The sequence below is a fragment of the Paraburkholderia youngii genome (assembly GCF_013366925.1).
In the GTDB taxonomy this organism is placed as follows: domain Bacteria; phylum Pseudomonadota; class Gammaproteobacteria; order Burkholderiales; family Burkholderiaceae; genus Paraburkholderia; species Paraburkholderia youngii.
Genome location: NZ_JAALDK010000002.1, coordinates 1480429 through 1499885, shown reverse-complemented (window position 1 = coordinate 1499885; position 19457 = coordinate 1480429). Strand labels below are relative to the sequence as shown.

General features: G+C 65.3%; 19 protein-coding genes. 5 read left to right on the top strand and 14 right to left on the bottom strand.

Features of this window, described 5'->3' with window-relative positions; all coding sequences use genetic code 11:
* Positions 1 to 9 precede the first annotated feature (9 nt).
* The 7 genes from G5S42_RS38215 to G5S42_RS38185 all read right to left on the bottom strand — a co-directional run bounded on the left by G5S42_RS38215 (position 10) and on the right by G5S42_RS38185 (position 6120).
* Positions 10 to 804 carry an ABC transporter permease gene (locus tag G5S42_RS38215; RefSeq protein WP_176111870.1) on the bottom strand — a complete coding sequence of 265 codons (795 nt, stop codon included), beginning with the start codon at positions 802 to 804 and terminating at the stop codon, positions 10 to 12.
* Between the two features lies 1 nt (position 805).
* Positions 806 to 1690, bottom strand: a complete 885-nt coding sequence (locus G5S42_RS38210; protein WP_176111869.1) for an ABC transporter permease — start codon at positions 1688 to 1690, stop codon at positions 806 to 808.
* A 73-nt stretch (positions 1691 to 1763) separates the two neighbouring features.
* The gene (locus G5S42_RS38205) at positions 1764 to 2795 is read right to left on the bottom strand and encodes an ABC transporter substrate-binding protein (protein ID WP_176111868.1); all 1032 of its coding nucleotides are present in this window, start codon (positions 2793 to 2795) and stop codon (positions 1764 to 1766) included.
* A gap of 110 nt (positions 2796 to 2905) precedes the next feature.
* Positions 2906 to 3874, bottom strand: coding sequence for a flavin reductase (locus G5S42_RS38200; protein ID WP_176111867.1), 969 nt, complete (start codon positions 3872 to 3874; stop codon positions 2906 to 2908).
* On the bottom strand, positions 3867 to 4790 hold the full coding sequence (locus G5S42_RS38195; RefSeq protein WP_176111866.1) for an alpha/beta fold hydrolase: 924 nt from the start codon (positions 4788 to 4790) through the stop codon (positions 3867 to 3869). Before G5S42_RS38195 ends, G5S42_RS38200 begins: the two co-directional genes overlap by 8 nt.
* A 250-nt stretch (positions 4791 to 5040) precedes the next feature.
* The gene (locus tag G5S42_RS38190) at positions 5041 to 5727 is read right to left on the bottom strand and encodes a GntR family transcriptional regulator (protein ID WP_176111865.1); all 687 of its coding nucleotides are present in this window, start codon (positions 5725 to 5727) and stop codon (positions 5041 to 5043) included.
* 102 nt (positions 5728 to 5829) lie between these two features.
* On the bottom strand, positions 5830 to 6120 hold the full coding sequence (locus tag G5S42_RS38185) for a DUF1330 domain-containing protein (RefSeq protein ID WP_018436685.1): 291 nt from the start codon (positions 6118 to 6120) through the stop codon (positions 5830 to 5832).
* 234 nt (positions 6121 to 6354) lie between these two features.
* On the opposite strand from G5S42_RS38185, the gene G5S42_RS38180 reads away from it, so the two are divergent.
* Positions 6355 to 6957: an amino acid synthesis family protein gene (locus G5S42_RS38180; RefSeq protein ID WP_176111864.1), complete on the top strand. Its 603-nt coding sequence runs from the start codon at positions 6355 to 6357 to the stop codon at positions 6955 to 6957.
* Here the strand turns inward: G5S42_RS38180 and G5S42_RS38175 are convergent.
* Positions 6950 to 7141 (bottom strand): hypothetical protein, encoded by a 192-nt coding sequence (locus G5S42_RS38175; RefSeq protein WP_176111863.1) that lies wholly within the window; start codon positions 7139 to 7141, stop codon positions 6950 to 6952. The genes G5S42_RS38180 and G5S42_RS38175 overlap by 8 nt on opposite strands.
* On the opposite strand from G5S42_RS38175, the gene G5S42_RS38170 reads away from it, so the two are divergent.
* The 3 genes from G5S42_RS38170 (at position 7049) to G5S42_RS38160 (ending at position 9983) form a co-directional block, all read left to right on the top strand.
* Positions 7049 to 7390, top strand: coding sequence for an alpha/beta fold hydrolase (locus G5S42_RS38170; RefSeq protein ID WP_376777216.1), 342 nt, complete (start codon positions 7049 to 7051; stop codon positions 7388 to 7390). The genes G5S42_RS38175 and G5S42_RS38170 overlap by 93 nt on opposite strands.
* Positions 7391 to 7463: 73 nt before the next feature.
* On the top strand, positions 7464 to 8501 hold the full coding sequence (locus G5S42_RS38165) for an LLM class flavin-dependent oxidoreductase (protein ID WP_176111862.1): 1038 nt from the start codon (positions 7464 to 7466) through the stop codon (positions 8499 to 8501).
* Positions 8502 to 8513: 12 nt separating this feature from the next.
* Positions 8514 to 9983: an aldehyde dehydrogenase gene (locus G5S42_RS38160; protein ID WP_176111861.1), complete on the top strand. Its 1470-nt coding sequence runs from the start codon at positions 8514 to 8516 to the stop codon at positions 9981 to 9983.
* Between the two features lie 153 nt (positions 9984 to 10136).
* Here G5S42_RS38160 and G5S42_RS38155 read toward each other — a convergent pair whose 3' ends face one another.
* The 6 genes from G5S42_RS38155 to G5S42_RS38130 form a co-directional block, all read right to left on the bottom strand.
* Positions 10137 to 11543: a DNA-binding protein gene (locus tag G5S42_RS38155; protein ID WP_176111860.1), complete on the bottom strand. Its 1407-nt coding sequence runs from the start codon at positions 11541 to 11543 to the stop codon at positions 10137 to 10139.
* Between the two features lie 149 nt (positions 11544 to 11692).
* Entirely contained in the window at positions 11693 to 12673 is a 981-nt protein-coding gene (lipA, locus tag G5S42_RS38150; protein ID WP_176111859.1) for a lipoyl synthase, read from the bottom strand.
* 5 nt (positions 12674 to 12678) lie between these two features.
* Positions 12679 to 13788 carry an acetoin dehydrogenase dihydrolipoyllysine-residue acetyltransferase subunit gene (locus G5S42_RS38145; RefSeq protein WP_176111858.1) on the bottom strand — a complete coding sequence of 370 codons (1110 nt, stop codon included), beginning with the start codon at positions 13786 to 13788 and terminating at the stop codon, positions 12679 to 12681.
* A 3-nt stretch (positions 13789 to 13791) separates the two neighbouring features.
* On the bottom strand, positions 13792 to 14796 hold the full coding sequence (locus G5S42_RS38140) for an alpha-ketoacid dehydrogenase subunit beta (protein ID WP_176111857.1): 1005 nt from the start codon (positions 14794 to 14796) through the stop codon (positions 13792 to 13794).
* 135 nt (positions 14797 to 14931) lie between these two features.
* On the bottom strand, positions 14932 to 15915 hold the full coding sequence (locus tag G5S42_RS38135; protein WP_176111856.1) for a thiamine pyrophosphate-dependent dehydrogenase E1 component subunit alpha: 984 nt from the start codon (positions 15913 to 15915) through the stop codon (positions 14932 to 14934).
* Positions 15916 to 15997: 82 nt separating this feature from the next.
* A complete protein-coding gene (locus tag G5S42_RS38130) occupies positions 15998 to 17053 on the bottom strand; it encodes an ATP-NAD kinase family protein (RefSeq protein WP_176111855.1) in 1056 nt (351 codons plus the stop codon).
* Positions 17054 to 17492: 439 nt separating this feature from the next.
* Here G5S42_RS38130 and G5S42_RS38125 point away from each other — a divergent pair, with 439 nt between their 5' ends.
* Positions 17493 to 19433 (top strand): sigma-54-dependent Fis family transcriptional regulator, encoded by a 1941-nt coding sequence (locus G5S42_RS38125; RefSeq protein WP_176111854.1) that lies wholly within the window; start codon positions 17493 to 17495, stop codon positions 19431 to 19433.
* The last annotated feature ends 24 nt before the right edge of the window (positions 19434 to 19457 follow it).

Genomic DNA, 19457 nt, shown 5'->3' with positions numbered 1-19457 from the left:
TTACATCGATTAGCGCGCGCGGCGCAGCACGGCGCCCGCCAGCATCAATACGGTCGTCAATGCGACCAGCAGTGAAGACGCCGCCGCAACGACGGGCGTCAGGTCCTGCCGCAGCGTCGACCAGATACGCACGGGCAGCGTTTGGAGTGTCGGGCTCGACATGAAGATCGACACCACGACTTCATCCCACGACGCGAGAAACGCGAAGATCGCGGCGGCGAACAGGCCGAGCCGGATCGCGGGAAGGGTCACGCGCAGCTTCACGGTGAGCGGCGACGCGCCGCAGATCAGCGCGGCATCTTCGAGCGCCGTATCGAAGCTCACCAGCGAGTTGCTGATGGAGATGATCGAGAACGGCAGCGCGATGATCAGATGGCCGAGCACGAAGCCGGTCATCGTGCCGTTCAGGCCGATGCGCAGAAAGAACGCGTACAGCGCGACGGCCAGAACGACGACGGGCAGCACCATCGGTGTCAGGAAGAAGCCTTTCACCGCTTCGCGGCCGCGGAACTTGCCGCGCACCAGCGCAAGCGACGCAAGAAAACCGAGCAGCACCGAAAGCGCCATCACGATCACGGCCAGCTTCGCGCTCGTCAGCAGCGAGTCGATCCAGCCCGCGTCCGTGAAAAGCTGCCGATACCACTCCAGCGTCCAGCCCGGCGGCGGGAAAATCAGCCACTGCGAATCGCCGAAAGACAGCGCGACGATGAACAGGATCGGCAGCAGCAGAAACAGTGCGACGGCCGCGCCTATGGCCACCAGTGCCCAGCGAAGCCCGCCGAGACGATCGAAATCGAGCAACATGTCAGCGTCCTCCCTGAATTGCGCGCGCACTGCCGGTAAAGCGCAATTGCAACGCATAGAGCACGAGCGTCACGCTCAGCAGTACGAAAGCGGCAGCACCGGCGAGGCCCCAGTTCAGCAGTTCCTGCACGAGCTGCGCGATGAGTTCGGCGAGCATCATGTACGACGGACCGCCGAGCAGCGCGGGCGTGACGAAGTAGCCGAGCGCCATCACGAATACCATCAGCGCGCCGGAGGCCACACCCGGCATCGCGAGCGGCACGAGGATGCGCCAGAACGCCTGCCAGCGGCTCGCGCCGCAGACCGCGGCGGCACGCAGCGTCGACGGATCGATGCCGCGCAGCGTCGCGTGCAGCGGCATCACGAGGAACGGCAGCATGATGTACGTCATGCCGATCGTCACGCCGGTGAGGTTGTTCACGAGCGCGAGCGGCTCGTGAATCAGGCCGATCGCCATCAGCGCGCGGTTGATCGGACCCGTACCCTGCAACAGCACCATCCACGCGAAAGTCCGTGCGAGCAGGTTGGTCCACATCGACAGCAGCAGGATCGCGAAAAGCACGGAGCTGAGCTTGCGCGGCGCGATCGCGAGCAGCCATGCCATCGGAAAGCCCACCAGCACCGTGACGACGGTCACGACCGTCGCGACGAGAAAGGTATTGCCGAAGACGCGCAGATATGTGGTCGAACCGACCAGTTGCTGATAGTTCTCCAGTCCCGGTGTCGGCTCGAGCACGCTGCGCAATAGCAGCGACAGCACCGGCAGCAGGAAGAAGATCAAGAGCAGCAGCATGGCCGGCGTCAGCAGCCAGATGCTGCGCCAGTCGCGCCGCTTGCGCGCGGCCGTCGCGGGCGGATGCGCGACGGTACTCATTACGTTGGGCATGATGTCTCCTGCTCGGTGTCTCTGCGCGCCGGTTCATTGCGCGGCGCTCGGCTCTAACGTCGGTCCGTGCGGCTTATTTCGATTGCCACGCGTACCAGCGCTTCGCAATCGCGTCGCGGTTGTCGGCCCAGTACTTCATGTCGAGATTGATCTGCGAGTCCTTGTACTGGTCGGGCAGCGTCTTCGCCATCGCGGCCGGCATCAGCGCGGCCGACTTCACGTTGATCGGCGCGTAACCCGTCTCGGCGGCGAATTTCGCCTGCGCCTGCGGGCTCGTCGCGGCCGCCAGATACTTCATCGCTTCCGCGCGATGCTTGGCGCCCTTCGGAATTACCAGCATGTCGGCGGCGGTCAGGTTCTGGTTCCACGAAATGGCCACCGGCACGCCGGTCTGCGCGAGCGCATGCAAACGCCCGTTCCAGAACATGCCGATCGGCGCTTCACCCGAGGCGAGCAGTTGCTGCGACTGCGCGCCGCCGCTCCACCAGACAATGTCGCTCTTGATCGTGTCGAGCTTCTTGAACGCGCGGTCGAGGTCGAGCGGATAGAGCTTGTTCGGCGGCACGCCATCGGCGAGCAGCGCGATTTCCAGCACGCCCGGCGCCGACCACTTGTAGAACGTGCGCTTGCCGGGGAATTTCTTCGTGTCGAACAGATCTGCCCACGTCTGCGGCTGCGCGCCCGTGTACTTCGACTTGTTGTAGCCGAGCACGAACGAGTAATAGAAGCTGCCCACCGCGTCCGGGGTCGCAAAGCGCGGGTCCAGTTCGTCCTTCTTCACGACCGAGTAGTCGATCGGCTCGATCAGGCCGGCCTTTTGCGCGGCGTACGCGAAGTCGCCTTCCACATCGACGACGTCCCAGCTTACGTTGCCGCTATCGACCATCGCCTTCAGCTTGCCGTAGTCGGTCGGGCCATCCATCAACACGGTGATGCCGCTCGCCTGCGTGAACGGCTGCGCCCAATTCTTCTGTTGCGACGACTGCGTGGTGCCACCCCAGCTGGTGAAGACGATCGGGTCTGCGGCGAGTGCGGGCGCTGCCGCGAGCGCCGTCGCGCAAGCAACGAACAACGGCGCGATAAACGGAATGCTTCTGCTGCTCATGTCTGTCTCCGGGATACGGTTGGGTGTTGCTTCGTCGGTCCGGCGGCGAGAAAACGCGCCGGCTTCGTCGTTGTGAGTTGTGAGTTGTGGGTTGCAGCGGTGCCGCGCTGTCAATGCGCGAGGCCGAGCGGCTGCACGGTGCCGGCTTCGCTGTCGCCGACATAAATGCCGAACGCGTCCTGCCTGCGTTCGCGCTCATAGCGTTCGAGCATCGAGCGCACCGCGGCGTCGCTCACGTCGTCCCACGGAATCTGGGACAGCGGCACGATGCGCACGCTGCTGTCGAGCCACGGCGAGCCGTTGGGAATCACGCGGCCGCGATAGTAGATATGCACGCCGGGCTCCTTGCCGCTGCCGTCCTCAAACACTGCGAACAGGAAGTCGAGATGCACATGCAGGCCGAGCTTGGCGAGCACGCCGTGCAGGCTCGCGGGATCGCTGGCCGGGTCGAGCTTGATGCCGGTTGGCAGCCCCAAGCCTTTGCCGGTGTCGACGAGCACCAGCCCGTCGCGGTGCTCGAGGATCGCGCCGACTTTCGCGCGCCCAGCGGCCGCGGCCAGCGCGTCCTGCGACAGGCTGAAGTTCACGTATGCGCCGCGGCAGTAGCCAAGCGGCGACGAACTCGTTTGCACGAAGTCCACCACGCGACCGATCAGGATGATGTGATCGCCCGCATCGACCACTTGATGCGTCGTGCAGTCGAAGCTCGCGGCCGAGCCATCCATCACCGGCGCGCCCGTTTTGCGCGTGCTCCACGGCACTTGCGCGAACTTGTCCGCGGCCTTCGAAGCGAACACGCCGGACACATGCTTCTGGTCTTCGGCGAGCACGCTCACCGCGAAGCGGTGCGTGTCCGAGAACACTGCGTAACTCGCCGCCGTCTTCGCGACGCACACGAGAATCAGCGGCGGATCGAGCGACACCGACGTGAACGAGTTCGCCGTGAAGCCCCGCGGCGAACCGTCCGCCTGGACGGTCGTGACGACGGTCACGCCCGTCACGAATGCGCCGAGCGCGCGTCGAAAATCGACGATATCGAAAGGGGGTTGCGCGCGCGGGGCGGTGATCGACTCAGCCATGGCGTTCTCCGGTTGGTACTGCGGTAGTTGCTGCGGTAGTTGCTGCGGTCATTGCGGGGTTCTTCCTTCGCAACGCCGATGCTTCGACAAGGAACGCGAGCAGGCTTGCGTTCACGCGCTCCGGGTCGGTGACGTTCATCATGTGGCGCGCGTTCGCGATCACTTCGGCGCGGCCCTGTGGTGCCGCCGCGGCCATCGCCCGCGACATCTGCGCGCTCGAATTCGGATCGCCCTCGCCCGTCAGAAATAGCGCGGGAACCGCGAGACTCGCGAGACGCCCGACATGCGCGTCGTCCGAGCAGGCGAACAGACGGTAGGTGCGCGCGTAGCCCACCGGATCGACGGCAAGCAGCAGCGCTCGCACCGCCCGCGCGGCCTGGGTCAGGTGTCCCGGAATGGGATCGCCGAACCAGCGCGACAGGGTTCCGTCCACCCCGGTGTCGGCACGCGCATCGCCGAGCGTGGCCGCGCGCGTCATCACCGCCTCGCGCTGTGCCGGCGTGCGGTCGTACACCGCGTTCAACGCGGCGACGCTGAGCGTGCGCTCGGGGTGGGTCAGCGCGAATTCCAGCGCGACCAGCGCGCCCATCGAATGCCCCACCACGTGCGCGCGCTCGATCCGCAGCGCGTCGAGCAGCGACGCGAGCTGCGCCGCGTATTCGTCGAGCGAGGGCTCCGCGCTCGGCAGCACGCTGTCGCCGTGCCCCAGCATGTCGTAGACAACGACGCGAAACGATTCGGATAACGCATCGATCTGCGGCGCCCACACGCTCTGATTCATGCCTACGCCGTGGATCAGCACGACGGTTTCGGCGGCGGCGTCCGATTGCCGCGCGTACACGCTGTAGCAGGTGCCCGCGGTTCGGCCACGCTGACCATGCGAGATCACGCGCGTCGGCGACATATCAGGATTCATCGGACACGCTCCACTTTGCACGTCATGGGGTTCTCCTTTCAGGCTTCGAGCCGCAGATCAATATCGATGAGATTATGGTATGCCATCTTATGGCCTACAACAATGCATGACGTATTATGGAATACCATGATATTGCGATGAATTACGCTGGCACGGTTTGGGCTAAGCGCGTGTTTGCTTGATCAAACAGCCATAAGAAAAGGCCGCCGGCAGATGCCGGCGGCCTTGATAGGGGCGACTACGGATGGGCTTAGGCGTCGCCGGTCGCTTCGTTCTGCTCCGCAAGAACCGCCAAAGCCAGTTCCGACACCCGCTTGATATGCGCGAACGACGCTGCGGACGCCGCGTCACCGTCGCGCCGCTCGATCGCGTCGAGCAGCAGGTTCATTTCGCGGTTCGAATCGCCGCCTCGGCCCGGCGTCGCGATGGTCAACGCGCGCAGGCGGTTGATGCGCGCGTTCAGCGACGTGACGAGCGCCAGCGACACCTGTTTGTTGGCGGCTTCGAACAGCGTTTCATAGAAGCGCTCGGTGTATTCGAGCACGCGGGGCAGATCGCGTTTCTCGAATGCGTCTTCGATGATTGCGCGGATCTCGCGCAGTTGCCGCACGACTTCAGGCGTGGCGCCCTCGGCGCAGGCCCGCGCGGCGTTCGCTTCGAGCAGCCCGCGCAACTCGTAGATCTCGCCGACCTGCGCGGGGTCGAGCCGCGCGACGATCGGTCCTTGCCGCGCGACGATCTCGACCAGGCCTTCGGTCTCCAGATGCCGCAGCACCTCGCGCACGACGGTGCGGCTCACGCCAAGTTCGTCGCACAGCGTGCGTTCGACGAGGCGGGTGCCCGGCCGGAAATACCCCTGGACTATCGCGGCGCGCAGTTTGTCGAGCGTGAGTTCACGCAAGGTTTTGACATTGCGGTCGATTTTGAGGTCGTGCATATGCGGCAGTGGGACGATGGACGAGGGCCCGCACCGAGGGCGCGGGCGTGGAATGCCATATTATGACTCATCTGACTTTCAGGCTTGCACACGAGGGCACAATCAGCCGCCCAGGCCCTCGACGATCGTGATCTGTGCCCGGCAATGTCCATCGCGCTTCTGTTTGGCGGCCTGATACTCGGGCGAGTGATAGCAGTCGAGCGCCGTTTGCATGTCCCTGAAGCGAATCACGACGTGCCGCTCGAACGATTCACCTTCCAGCACCTCCGACGCGCCGCCGCGCGCGAGAAACACCGCGCCGTACTTGTTGAACGCCTGCGGTGCGATGTCCGTGTAGCCCTTGTATTTCGCCGCATCGAGCACGGTTACGTGGGCTATCCAATATGCAGCCATATCTCCTCCTTCTTAAATCCAGAATGGTTTGCGCCATAGCTGCCGCTTCGTTGATGGTCCGACGAACCGCGCGCTACGTTTTTTGGACGTCGCTGCTCGCCAGCAAATCCCTCGCAAAAAACGCCCTTTCCCCGCCAGACGCGGCTTCCACGGCGCCCCGGGTTAACACTCATGGCATGCCGTAACATGGTATACCACAATGCCTCACACATCCAACCCACGCAGGAAGCTGCCATGAGCCTGATTCGCAAATCCATCCTCCATGTCGAGACCGTCTATGTCGACGGCGACAAGGTCGCCGCCAAGCCGCTGAAAATGATCGGCGCGGCCGCCGTGATCAAGAACCCGTGGGCGGGCCGCGGTTATGTGGAAGACCTGTCGCCGGAGATTCGTGCGCTCGCGCCGCAACTGAGCGAGCACCTGACCAGGCTGATCATCGACGAAGCCGGTTCGGGCGAAGCGGTCGAAGCGTTCGGCAAGAGCGCGATCGTCGGCCTTGCGGGCGAGATCGAGCATGCGTCCGCGCTGATCCACACGCTGCACTTCGGCAACACGTATCGCTCGGCCGTCGGCGCGAAGTCGTATCTGGCGTTCAACAACACGCGCGGCCCCGCCAACGCGCCGCTGCTGATCCCGATGATGGACAAGAACGACGAAGGCCGCCGTTCGCACTATTTGACGCTGCAGTTTGCGATTGCGGACGCGCCGGCCGCGGACGAACTCGTGATCGCGATTGGCGCCGCTACCGGTGGCCGTCCGCATCACCGCATTGGCGATCGCTACAAAGACCTCGCAGAGCTCGGAAATGACGCCAAGAACCCTGCAGCTGTCAAATAAGCGCGGCGCGCACTATCTGGAGCAGGGCAGCGGCGAACCGCTGGTCCTGATCCACAGCGTCGGCACGCAGGCGCTCGCGTGGTATCCGCAGATCGAAGGGCTGTCGTCCGAGTTCCGGGTGATCTCGGTCGATATGCCGGGCCACGGTCGAAGCGATCCGCTCGAGCCAGGCGCCGGCTTGCAACAGTTCGTCGAGTGGGCAGCGGCGAGAAGTACCAGCCCGACGCATCGGCAAGCTTCATCCATTCGGTCTACAACAACACCGAAACCCAATACCAGTACATCTCGTTCCTGTGCAGCGCGCCGGATGAACTCGCCGCTTCGGCTGACGCTTCAGGCGAATTCATCGGCATCGACGACATCGACACCCAAGCGTTGCAGGACAGCGCCGTGGCCAGCATGCTGCACCGCTACCGCAAGGAAAGCCAGTTGAAGAGCTACGGGTTGTACTTCGGCGACCATAGCAACGGCACAGTCCGCCCGCTTCATTCCTGAAAGGTCACATCATGCGATTTTCCCTCTTCGTTCACATGGAGCGCGTCTCCGGGCAGACCAGTCAGAAGCAGCTGTATGACGAAATGGTCGAGCTTTGCCAGATTGCCGATCGCGGCGGCATGCACGCCGTCTGGACCGGCGAGCACCACGGCATGGACTTCACGATCGCGCCGAATCCATTCATCAATCTCGCGGACCTCGCCAACAAGACGAAGCACGTGAGGCTCGGCACCGGCACGGTGGTGGCGCCGTTCTGGCATCCGATCAAGCTCGCCGGCGAAGCCGCGATGACCGACATCATTTCGAACGGCCGCCTGGAGCTGGGCATCGCGCGCGGCGCGTATTCGTTCGAATACGAACGCCTGCATCCGGGGCTCGACGCGTGGGGCGCGGGTCAACGCATGCGCGAACTGATCCCGGCCGTGAAAAAGCTCTGGGAAGGCGATTACGCGCACGAAGGCGAATTCTGGAAATTCCCTTCCACGACGTCTTCGCCGCTGCCGCTGCAGCGCCCGCACCCGCCGATCTGGGTGGCCGCGCGCGACCCGAACAGCCATGAGTTCGCGGTGTCCAACGGTTGCAACGTGCAGGTGACGCCGCTGCATCTGGGCGACGAAGAGGTCGAGAAGCTGGTTGGCCACTTCAACGCCGCGTGCGAGAAGTTCAGCAACCTGCCGCGCCCGCAGATCATGCTGCTGCGTCACACGTATGTCGCGAGCAGCGAAAACGACGCGCAGATCGCGGCCGACGAAGTGAACACCTTCTACAACTACTTCGGTGCATGGTTCAAGAACGAGCGGCCGGTGAGCCGCGGCATGATCAAGACGCTGAGCCCGGAAGAGATCGCTGCTCATCCGTTCTACACGCCCGCGGCGATGCGCAAGAACAACGTGATCGGCACGCCCGAGGAAGTGATTGCGCGCCTGAGGGCATACGAGGCGCTCGGCTTCGACGAGTACTCGTTCTGGATCGATACGGGCATGAGCTTCGAGCGCAAGAAGGCTTCGCTCGAACGCATGATCAACGACGTGATGCCTGCATTCCGGTAAGGGGCCGACGCCATGGATTCGCATTTTCAGCTGTACATCGACGGACAGTTCGAACCCGGCGCCGCCACGTTCGCGAGCGTCAACCCGGCCACCGGCAAAGCGTGGGCGCAAATGCCCGAAGCGCGCACGGAGCAGGTCAACCGGGCGGTCGAGGCGGCCAGCCGCGCGCTCACCGATTCCGCGTGGGCCGGCCTCACCGCGTCGGCGCGCGGCAAGCTGCTCTACAAGCTGGCCGGGCTCGTCGAACAGGCTGCGCCGCGACTCGCTGAAATTGAAACGAACGACACCGGCAAGATCATTCGCGAGACGTCCAGCCAGATTGCTTACGTCGCCGAGTACTACCGCTACTACGCCGGCATCGCCGACAAGCTCGAAGGGAGCAGCATTCCCGTCGACAAGCCGGACATGCAGGTCTGGCTAGAACGGCAGCCGGTCGGCGTGGTCGCCGCGATCGTGCCGTGGAATAGCCAGTTGTTCCTATCCGCCGTCAAGCTCGGGCCGGCGCTCGCCGCCGGTTGCACGGTCGTGCTCAAGGCGTCCGAGGAAGCCCCAGGACCGCTGCTCGAATTCGCGAAGCTCGTGCACGAGGCCGGCTTCCCGCCAGGCGTCGTCAACGTGATTACCGGCTTCGGGCCGGAATGCGGTGCGGTGCTCAGCAGCCATCCGAAGGTCGACAAGGTTGCCTTCACGGGCGGCCCGGAAACTGCGCGGCACATCGTGTCGAACACATCGAACAACCTCGCGAAGGTGTCGCTGGAACTGGGCGGCAAGTCGCCCTTCATCGTGTTCGCCGATACCGATATCCAGAGTGCCGTGAACGCGCAGGTGGCGGCCATCTTCGCGGCGAGCGGCCAAAGCTGCGTGGCGGGCTCGCGGCTGCTGATCGAAGCCTCCGTGAAAGAGCGGTTTCTCGCCCTGCTGGTGGAGCGCGTGTCGCGCATACGGGTGGGTTCGCCCAACGAGATGACGACCGAATACGGGCCGCTTTGCACCGAGAGGCAACTGCGCAACATCGAGAAGGTCGTCGCGAACTCGGTGCGTCAGGGCGCCAGGGTGCTCGCCGGCGGCAAGACGCTGGAACGCGACGGCTACTACTATGCGCCGACGATTCTCGACTGCACCGGCGTGAGCGACGCCGACAGCATTACGACGGAGTTGTTCGGGCCGGTGCTTTCGGTGGATACGTTCAACACCGAGCAGGAAGCGATCGACAAGGCGAACAGCACCGCCTACGGTCTCGCCGCGGGCATTTTCACCACCAGCCTGACTCGCGCGCATCGCGTGTCGAAGCGCGTGCGCTCGGGGATCGTCTGGATCAATACCTATCGCGCGGTGTCTCCGCTGGTGCCATTCGGCGGCTTTGGCCTGTCCGGTCACGGCCGCGAAGGCGGCATGGCCGCGGCGCTCGAATACACGACGACGAAGTCGGTATGGCTGCGCACCTCGGACGAGCCGATCAGCGATCCGTTCGTGATGCGCTGAGTCCAGCGCGCGGTCCATTCCCCGCTGCACCGTTTCAAAGCCGTAGAGGGCAATGCCATGTCACGTCCATCGAACGTGGCATGGCGCACGCCTGTGCGATAAAGATGGACACTATGAAAAACCCGTCGAACGACAACAGCCTTCTGACCATTGTCACGCAGGCGAGCTTTCGGTGTTCAGCTTCGACACCGCACCCGTCTGCTCGTCGTAGCGGTAGCCTTGTTTCTCGAGGTGAGCGGTGATCGTTTCGACGATCACTTGCTGCTGGATCTCCTTGCGCAGCAATTCATGCTCCGGCTCGACCCGACCGAGTTCAGCGGAAAGCCGGCGGCTCAAGGTCGCTTCGCCCGCGCCGCGGGCAAGGACGACCACCATTTTTTCATTCGCCTGAGTCAGCTGCTGCTTCAGTGCGTTCGAGTAGTCGGACCATTTCCTGACGGTCTCCCGCGCCTCGGCAATCGCTGCGGCATGCGCTTGCGCGTCGCGCGACATCTGCGCCTTCAATGCCTCGAGTTCCTGCGAGTCGACACCCGCCGGCGACGCCGATTCCGCGTCCTCGGCCTTCTCGCTCGCGGCCGCCGCGCTTTCGGCCAGTTCGGCCGCGCGCTGCTGCTCCGCGTCGGCACGCTCCTGCGCTCCGGACAAGCTGGCCGACAACCTCGCGATTTCGGAAGCGTCCGCATCGCGCTCGTCGCTCAGGCTGGCGATTTGCGTCTGGGCATTCTGCAATTCGAGCGCGGCGGCATCCCGTTCGGCCTGCGCGCCCTCGACCTCTTCGCGTCGGGCCGCATGCGCTTCCTGCTCGGCCTGCAGTTGCGCGCGAATCGCTTCGAGTTCGCTCTGAAGACGAGCGACCGCTTCGGCATGCTCCGCTTCCAGCGCCGCGCGCTCTGCCTCGCCGGCCGGCGTTTCGACTACCGACTCGGCCGACTCGCTCGCCGCCTCGCCCTCGCCCGCGGCATCGCTCTCGTTGCCCGCAATCGCTCCACGCTGCGCGGCCTGTTCCGCGCGCTCCAGTTCCGCTTCGAGGTGCGAAACGCGGTCGGCAAGCTCCTGCGCGCGCTTCTCGGCCGCGTCGGTGCGTTGCACCGCGAGCGCGATGTCCTCTTCGAGCCCGGCCACGGCATCGACCTTCTCGTCGTAGGCGCTGGTCATCTTGTCCAACTCGACCTGCAGCGCATCGAGTTCCTGGACGGTGGTTTGCAGTTCGGCGAGCGCTTCGTCGCGCTCGTTGCTGGCGTCCTCGACACGCTGACGCATCGCGGCGAGGCGTCGCGCCACTGAGCGTTCCGCTTCGTCCTGCGCCGACGTCCACAGCCGGTCAAGCGCTTCGCGCATGGTGTCCGTCACGGTTTCCGGCAAAGCAGGACGTTCGACGACCTGCGGCACCCGCGCGGCGCGCGTCTCGCGCCACTTGCGCAATGCCGCGGACACCGCGACCACCGAACCGCTATGGACTTCGGACCAGATGGCGACGGGAGACACCTTCTGGCCCTCGTCGGCCATCCGGTTTGCGATTTCAGCTACGAGTTCGTCCGTGATCGTAATGTTGCTTGACATGTCTGCCTCGACAAAGTGCACGTGGTGACGAATACCGTTTCGTCGTCCGGGAGGCAGCCGCGCGCTGGGACTCGCCTCGTATAGCCACCAATTGTCGGCTACCTGGCTGGCGGCCAATCGGTCGAAAAGCCGATGTTACGGGGAGGTATTCACGGGATTGGGGCGTGGCCTTGCGGCGTCCGATCCGCGTGATACGACGAGCGCACGAGCGGCCCCGCCACTACTTCGACGAACCCCATCTTCAAACCTTCATCGCGCAGCATGTCGAAAGTCGCGGGCGGCACATATCGCCGCACCGGCATGTGATACCGCGACGGCGCGAGATACTGACCGATCGTCAGTACGTCGACGTCGTGGTCGCGCAGATCGCGCATCGTGGCGAGCAGTTCGCTGTCGGTCTCGCCGAGGCCGACCATCAGGCCGGATTTGGTCAACGCCGCCGCGTTCTGGCGTTTCGCTCGCGACAGCAATTCGAGCGAGCCGCGATAGTCCGCGCCTGCCCGCGCCGCCCGATACAGCGACGGCACCGTCTCGATGTTGTGGTTGAAGACGTCGGGCCACGCCCCGGACAGCGCATCGAGCGCGCGCCCGATGCGCCCGCGAAAATCCGGCGTCAGGATTTCGACGCGAATGCCCGGCACGCGCTCGCGCACCAGCGCGATACAGCGCGCGAAGTGCGCGGCGCCGCCGTCGCGCAGATCGTCGCGGTCCACCGATGTAATCACCGCGTAGCGCAGCCCCAGCGCCGCGACGGCGTCGGCGAGCCGCGCGGGCTCGTCCTCGTCGAGCGCTTGCGGCCGGCCATGCGCGACGTCGCAGAACGCGCAGCGCCGCGTGCAGATCCCTCCCATGATCATGAATGTCGCGGTGCGCTGCGCGAAGCACTCGCCGATGTTCGGACACATCGCCTCCTCGCAGACCGAATGCAACTTGTGCTCGCGCAGAACCGCCGCCATGCCCGCGACGGTTTCGCTCATCATCGGCCGAGCATGCAGCCAGGGCGGCTTCGGCAAGACGGCCGCATGGTCCGCCGGCACGATCTTCACCGGAATGCGGGCGAGCTTGTCGCGATTGCGCTTGCCATGCTGGCCAAGCGCCGTGACGCTGTCGGTATGAGAAGCGGCGTCCATCGCGGTTATCCGAAGAACTCGTTGAGCAGGCGGTTCACGTCCGATGCAGCCTCCATCTGCACCATGTGCCCCTTGCCGTCGATTACGTGCACGCGCACCTGAGCGGGCAGCCCCTGTGCGTGCGCGGCCGGAATGATCTGGTCCTGCGCCCCCCAGATCACCAGCGTGCGCGGCGCGAGCGTGTCGAGCCGGTCGCGATAGACGCGGCTTTGCACCCCGCCTTCGAACGCGGACGCGGCAATCTTGCGCAACGCGTCGTTCACGCCTTCGAGCCGCTTGTACTTGACGATGTCTTCGACCAGTTGCCGCGTGACCAGCGACCCGTCGGCGAACAGCTTCACCAGATGCGGCTTCAGCGTGTTGCGGCTGCTGCCCGCGACGAAGCCTTCGATGTACTCGCGGTTGATCTCGTCGCCGAGCCCCGCGCCCGCGATCAAGGCCAGCGACGCGACGCGTTCGGGAGCCTTCGCGGCGACCGTCATCGACACGGCGCTGCCCATCGAATGGCCGACCAGATGCGCGCGCTCGATGCCCCGGTCATCGAGAAACGCGATCACACTGTCCGCCAGTTCGTCGAGGCTGCCCGTGTCGACCGCCTTGCCCGACTCGCCGTGCCCTGGCAAATCCAGCGCCCACACCGCGCGGTGCGCGGCGAGATCCGCATGGTTGAAGAGCCAGTTGTTCAGATCGCCGCCGAAGCCGTGGATCAGCACAGCGGGCGTGCCGCCGTCGCCGATCTTCAGGTAACGCACGGTGCGCCCGCCGATCTGCGCTTTTTCCGGCTGCGGCCCCGCGTCCGCGGCATCCGCGGTGGCCGGCACGAAGTCGCGCTGGAACGCCTCGACGGCTGCATCGATGTCGGCATCGGAGGTCTCGGCGTCCGCGACCACGCCGAGCAGCGCGCCGATCGGCAGCGTGTCGCCCTGCTGCGCGATCTGCCGGCGCAATGTGCCGTCGAAAGCGCACTCGACGCCCGACGATATCTTGTCGGTCTCGACGTCGAGTATCTCGTCGCCCTTCGCGACTTTTTCGCCGACCTCCTTCAGCCAGCCGTTGACCTGCCCCTGCTCCATCGACAGCCCCCACTTGGGCATCGTGATCATGTGAATCGGCATTGCTCAGCTCCTTACTTTCCGCACGGCCGCGGCGATGTTCTCCGCCGACGGGATATACATGTCTTCGAGCACGCCTGCGAAAGGCGCGGGCGTATGCGGCGCGGTCACGAGTTCGATCGGCGCCTTCAGCGAATGGAACGCGCGCTGCGCGACCAGCGCGGCGATATCGGTCGCAATCGAGCAGCGCGGATTCGACTCGTCGACCACGACGACGCGTCCGGTGCGCTCAGCGCTTTCCAATATCGTTTCCTCGTCGAGCGGCGAGGTCGTGCGCAAATCGATCACCTCGGCCTGGATGCCCTCTTTCGCGAGCGTTTCGGCGGCATCGGTCGCGTGATGAACCATCCGGCCATACGTGACGATCGTCGCGTCGTCGCCTTCGCGCACCACGTTCGCTTCACCGAACGGAATCGCATACGACTCTTCCGGCACGTCGCCGTCGCGGCCATACAGCAGCTTGTGCTCGCAGAAGATGACCGGATCGTTGTCGCGGATCGCCTGGATCAGCAAACCCTTCGCGTCGTACGGCGTCGACGGGCACACCACCTTCAGGCCGGGTATGTGGGTGAACAACGACGTCAGCATCTGCGAGTGCTGCGCGGCCGCGCGCAGGCCAGCGCCCTGCATCGTGCGAATCACGACAGGCGTCACTGCCTTGCCGCCGAACATATAGCGAAACTTGGCGGCCTGATTGAAGATCTGGTCGAAGCACACGCCCATGAAATCGATGAACATCAGCTCGGCCACCGGACGCAGACCGCATGCGGCCGCGCCGACCGCCGCGCCAATGAACCCGCCTTCCGATAGCGGCGTGTCGAGCACCCGCCCCGGATATTTGTGAAAAAGCCCTTTCGTCACACCGAGCACACCGCCCCAGGCATCCTGCTCGCCTGGGGACCCGGCGCCGCCCGCGTTGTCCTCGCCCATCACGATGACGGTTTCATCGCGCGCCATCTCCTGGCTCAGCGCTTCGTTGATCGCCTGAGAATACGTGATCTTCCGTGCCATGACTGTCTCCTGTCGATCGGAGTTAGCGCTTTAGCTGTCGACTGGTGTTGGCGCTTCAGCGCCTACTCCAGTCCCATGCAAAGCTCTTACTGCGATCCCATGCAAAGCTGAAGGTTGATTGATTCGCGCTGTGGATTACGGATAGGACACGTAGACGTCGGTCAGCAGGTCGGCAGCCGTCGGCAGAGGCGCGGCCTTCGCTTCCGTCACTGCGCCGTCGATCAACTGCTTCACCGTCGCATCGATGCCGCGCAGTTCGTCGGCGCTGAGCATTTCGGCCCGCACCACGCGCTCCTCGAAGCGCTTCAGGCAGTCTTTTTCGTCGCGCAGCTTCTGCACTTCGCCGGGCGCGCGATACGTTTGCGCATCGCCTTCGAAGTGCCCGAAATAGCGCGACAACTTCATTTCGACGAGCGTCGGGCCACCGCCGCCGCGCGCCCGCTCGATCGCGGCGCCCAGCGCCTCGTGCACCGCGAAGAAATCGAAGCCGTCGACGATCACGCCGGGCATGCCAAAGCCGCTCGCGCGGTCGGCGATGTTGTCGGCCGCGACCGACCATGTCGACGAGGTCGCCTCCGCATAGCCGTTGTTCTCCGCAACGAAAATCGCCGGCAGGCGCCAGACGGAAGCGAGATTCATCGATTCGAAGATCACGCCCTGGTTCGACGCCCCGTCGCCGAAGAAGCACACGCCGACGCCGCCGGTCTTCTTTAGCTTCGCGGCGAGTGCGGCGCCGCACACGAGCGGACCGCCCGCGCCGACGATCCCATTGGCGCCGAGCATCCCTTTCGACAGATCGGCGATATGCATCGAGCCGCCTTTGCCACGGCACACGCCGGTGCTGCGGCCGTAGATTTCGGCCATCATGCCGCGCACGTCCACACCCTTCGCGATGCAGTGGCCATGACCACGGTGCGTGGTCGCGACATAGTCCGCATCGTTAAGATGCATCATCGTGCCGACCGCCGACGCCTCCTCGCCGGCATACAGATGCACGAAGCCGGGTATCTCGCCGGTCGCGAATTCGACGTGCAGACGCTCCTCGAACTCGCGGATCGTGCGCATCATCCGGTACGCTTCCAGCAGCTTTTCCTTGCTCAACTGCGTCGAAACAGACATGGTGTGTCTCCTGGGAATGATCTCGATGGTCACTGCTACTTCAGCCGGCTTTGCTTCCAGCGTTGGCTTCCTCCTGAGTTGATTAGCTCCGACGCGCCGCCGCTTCGCGCATCAACTGCCGCGACGCGCAAAAGCGCAGCGTGCGGCCGACATCGACCGTGAGCGGTCCCGCCCAGTCGAGCGCGATCTCGTAGCGGTCGTCGCGTTCGAGCTCGATCTCGCGCTCGCCGTCGAAGGCGAGCGTCCCTCGTTCGGTATGCAGCGGCGTCCAGCAACCGGCTTCGAAACGCTCGCAGGTGCGCATCGTCACCTGATCGACACGGCCCGGCGCGAGCGGCGCGAAGATCGGCACGCCGGATTCGCCCGCACGCGCGAACGTCAGATGCAGCCCGTAGGGCGCGCCGCGCTCGACCGGCGCCCACGCGCCGCCGATCGACGACAGGCCGATGCCATCCGGCGCCGCGAACGTCAGAAACAGCGCTTCGAGATCCGCCGGCTCGCAGACCGCCCGCGCGCCGACGAACCGCTGCCGGCTCACGCACACATCGACCAGCGCGATTTCCTCCCGCCCCTTGTTCGGGCCCGCGACGCAGCGGACCACGAGACGCTTGTTGCGCGTCAGCGCGACCTCGGGCGGCACGAGCCCGGAAGCGGCGAGCGCGCCCGCGAGGCCCGCCACCGTCGCTTCGCGCAGTTCTGGAAACGCGTTGTTGGTGCCCGTCGACAGCGTCAGCAGCGGCACGTCGCCGCAATGCGCGGCTACCGCGCGATGCGTGCCGTCGCCGCCGAGCACCGCGATCAAGTCGACACCCAAGCCGACCATTCGCGCGACACCCGCGTGAGTGTCCGCCGCGCTGTCCGTGATCGGCAGTTCGAGGAATTCGACCTTCGGCCAGGGCTGCGGCTCGGCCACGGCTGCATGGGTTTCGAGCGCACGCAGCACCAAGGCGGCGACCCCGGTGCGGTCGCGCAAGGTCAGCACGCGAGCGACGCCGAACATGCCGAGGCCCGCGAGAAGGCGCACGACCATGTTCGCTTTCTCGGCGGTCGGAAACACCGAAGCGTGTGTAGTGAGGCGTCGAATATCACGGCCCGATGCCGGGTTCGCGATCACGCCGACGGTGATGGGCGATAACACTGGCTTGTCTCCGGTGCGCGAGTTGCGAAGCGGACTTGCTGGGGTGAAGCGCGCTTGCTGTCGCGTTTGCTTTCGTCTGCCTGCGATACTGCAAAGGTCGGGCCAGTTGCTTGCGCGCCGTGCGCACGGGCTGGAAGCGTTGTATTCAAAGGGCAGACGCGGGGCCCGCGTTCACGGCCGCTTTCATCGGACCTGCGCCGCGCAGTTCACTGTGTCTCACGAGCGCGCTTCGCGACGAGGCGCGAGGCTCGACACACGCCGCGGCGCTTGAGCGGCACCGCGCCAGACAAGGGTTTGCGCGATGCGACCAGCGTCTCGCCAGCCTCTGAGACGTTCGTCTCACGCGCCTCGGGTGCTGCGCCGCAATGTGATTGCTCGTGGCGGATGTGCTACAAGACAGGGACTCGCCCTACTCGGTGTCGCTCGCCTGGAGCCGGCCATGCCCTATGTTTCTCAAACGCAGCACGTCGATCGCGTACGCGGGGCCATCGAAGGACGCTTGCCCGCGCCAGCGAATTCGCCGCGCCTCGTGTCGTCGTGGCAGCGCTCGTACGAGCAGTACCGGCTCGACCCCAGCTCCGTGATCGGCCCGCGCGTGCTGTCGTCCGCCGAGCTGCGTGAAGTCCAGGGCAAGGAGGAAGCCTTTCTGCGCGCATCGGGCCAGTGCCTGACGCGGCTGCACGAAATGATTCGCGTCGCCGACTATTGCGTGATGCTGTCCGATGCGCACGGCGTCACGATCGACTATCGGATCGACCGCGACCGGCGCAACGATTTCAAGCATGCGGGGCTGCATATCGGCTCATGCTGGTCCGAGCGCGAAGAAGGCACATGCGGCATCGCGAACGTGCTCACCGATCTCGCGCCGATCACCGTGCACAAGACCGATCACTTCCGGGCCGCGTTCACGACGCTCACGTGCAGCGCTTCGCCGATCTTCGCGCCGACCGGCGAATTGATCGGCGTGCTCGATGCCTCGGCGATCCGATCGCCCGACAACCGCGACAGCCAGGGGCTGGTTTTTCAACTGGTGCGGCAAAGCGCGAGTTTGATCGAGGACGGCTACTTCCTGAACCAGACCGCGCAGCACTGGGTGCTGTTCGGCCATCAAAGCCGCCATTTCGTCGAAGCGCAACCCGAAGCGCTGATCGCCTTCGACGAATGCGGCAACATCGCCGCCGCGAACCGCAAGGCGCATGAGAGCATCGCGGGCCTCGACGGTCCGCGCCACATCGACGAAATATTCGATACGTCCGAGGTCCGTCTGCACGACGTCGCGCGCACCGACATGATCGTGGCGCTGAGGCTGCGCGCGACCGGCGCGATGCTGTATGCGCGCATTCGCGCGCCGATGAGACGCGCGGCCCGCCCGCTCGTCACGACACGGCCGGGCGATGTGCACGCCGATGGCAGCATCGGCGCAATGAGCCGCTTTCTGCACAGCTCGGACGAACGGATCGCGCGCAACGCCGAAGTCGCCTTGCGGATTGCCGGCAAGCGGCTGCCGGTTCTGCTCCTCGGCGAAACCGGTGTCGGCAAGGAGGTGTTCGCGCACGCGGTGCACGACTCGGGCTCGCGGCGCACGCGGCCGTTCGTCGCCGTGAATTGCGGCGCGATTCCGGAGCCGCTGATCGAGAGCGAGCTGTTCGGTTATGCGCCTGGCGCGTTCACCGGCGCGCGCAGTCGCGGCGCGCGCGGCAAGATCGCGCTCGCGCATGGCGGCACGCTGTTTCTCGATGAAATCGGCGACATGCCGCTCAGCCTGCAAACCCGCCTGCTGCGCGTGCTCGCCGAGGGCGAAGTGGTGCCGCTCGGCGGCGATACGCCAGTGCGCGTCGATATCGACGTGATCTGCGCAACGCACCGGGATCTGATGCAGATGGTCGATGCCGGATCGTTCCGCGAGGATCTTTACTATCGACTGAGCGGCGCGACGCTGCGGATACCGCCGCTGCGCGAGCGCGCCGACATCCGCGATGTGATCGATACGGTGTTCAACGAGGAAGCACAGGCGGCCAGCCATGTGCTGATGCTCGATCCGCAATTCGCCGAGCGCCTTGCCGCCTTCTCGTGGCCTGGCAATATCCGGCAGTTGCGCAACGTGCTGCGCTATGCGTGCGCGGTCTGCGATTCGGCTCGCGTCGAGTTGCGGCATGTGTCGCCAGACTTTGCCGCGCAACTCGCGCCCGCCGCGACGCCGGCTCTCGCGGCGGCCTCCACGTCGCCGGCCAGCGCCGACGACGAGCGGGCACGGATCGTCGCGGCGCTCACGCGTTGCCAGTGGCGGCCTAACGCCGCCGCGCAGGCGTTGGGCATATCGCGCGCGACGCTGTACCGGCGCATCGCGCGGCTGGGCATCGTCGGGCCGCATCGCGCATAGGCGCCGCGAAAGGCGGCGGGGGTC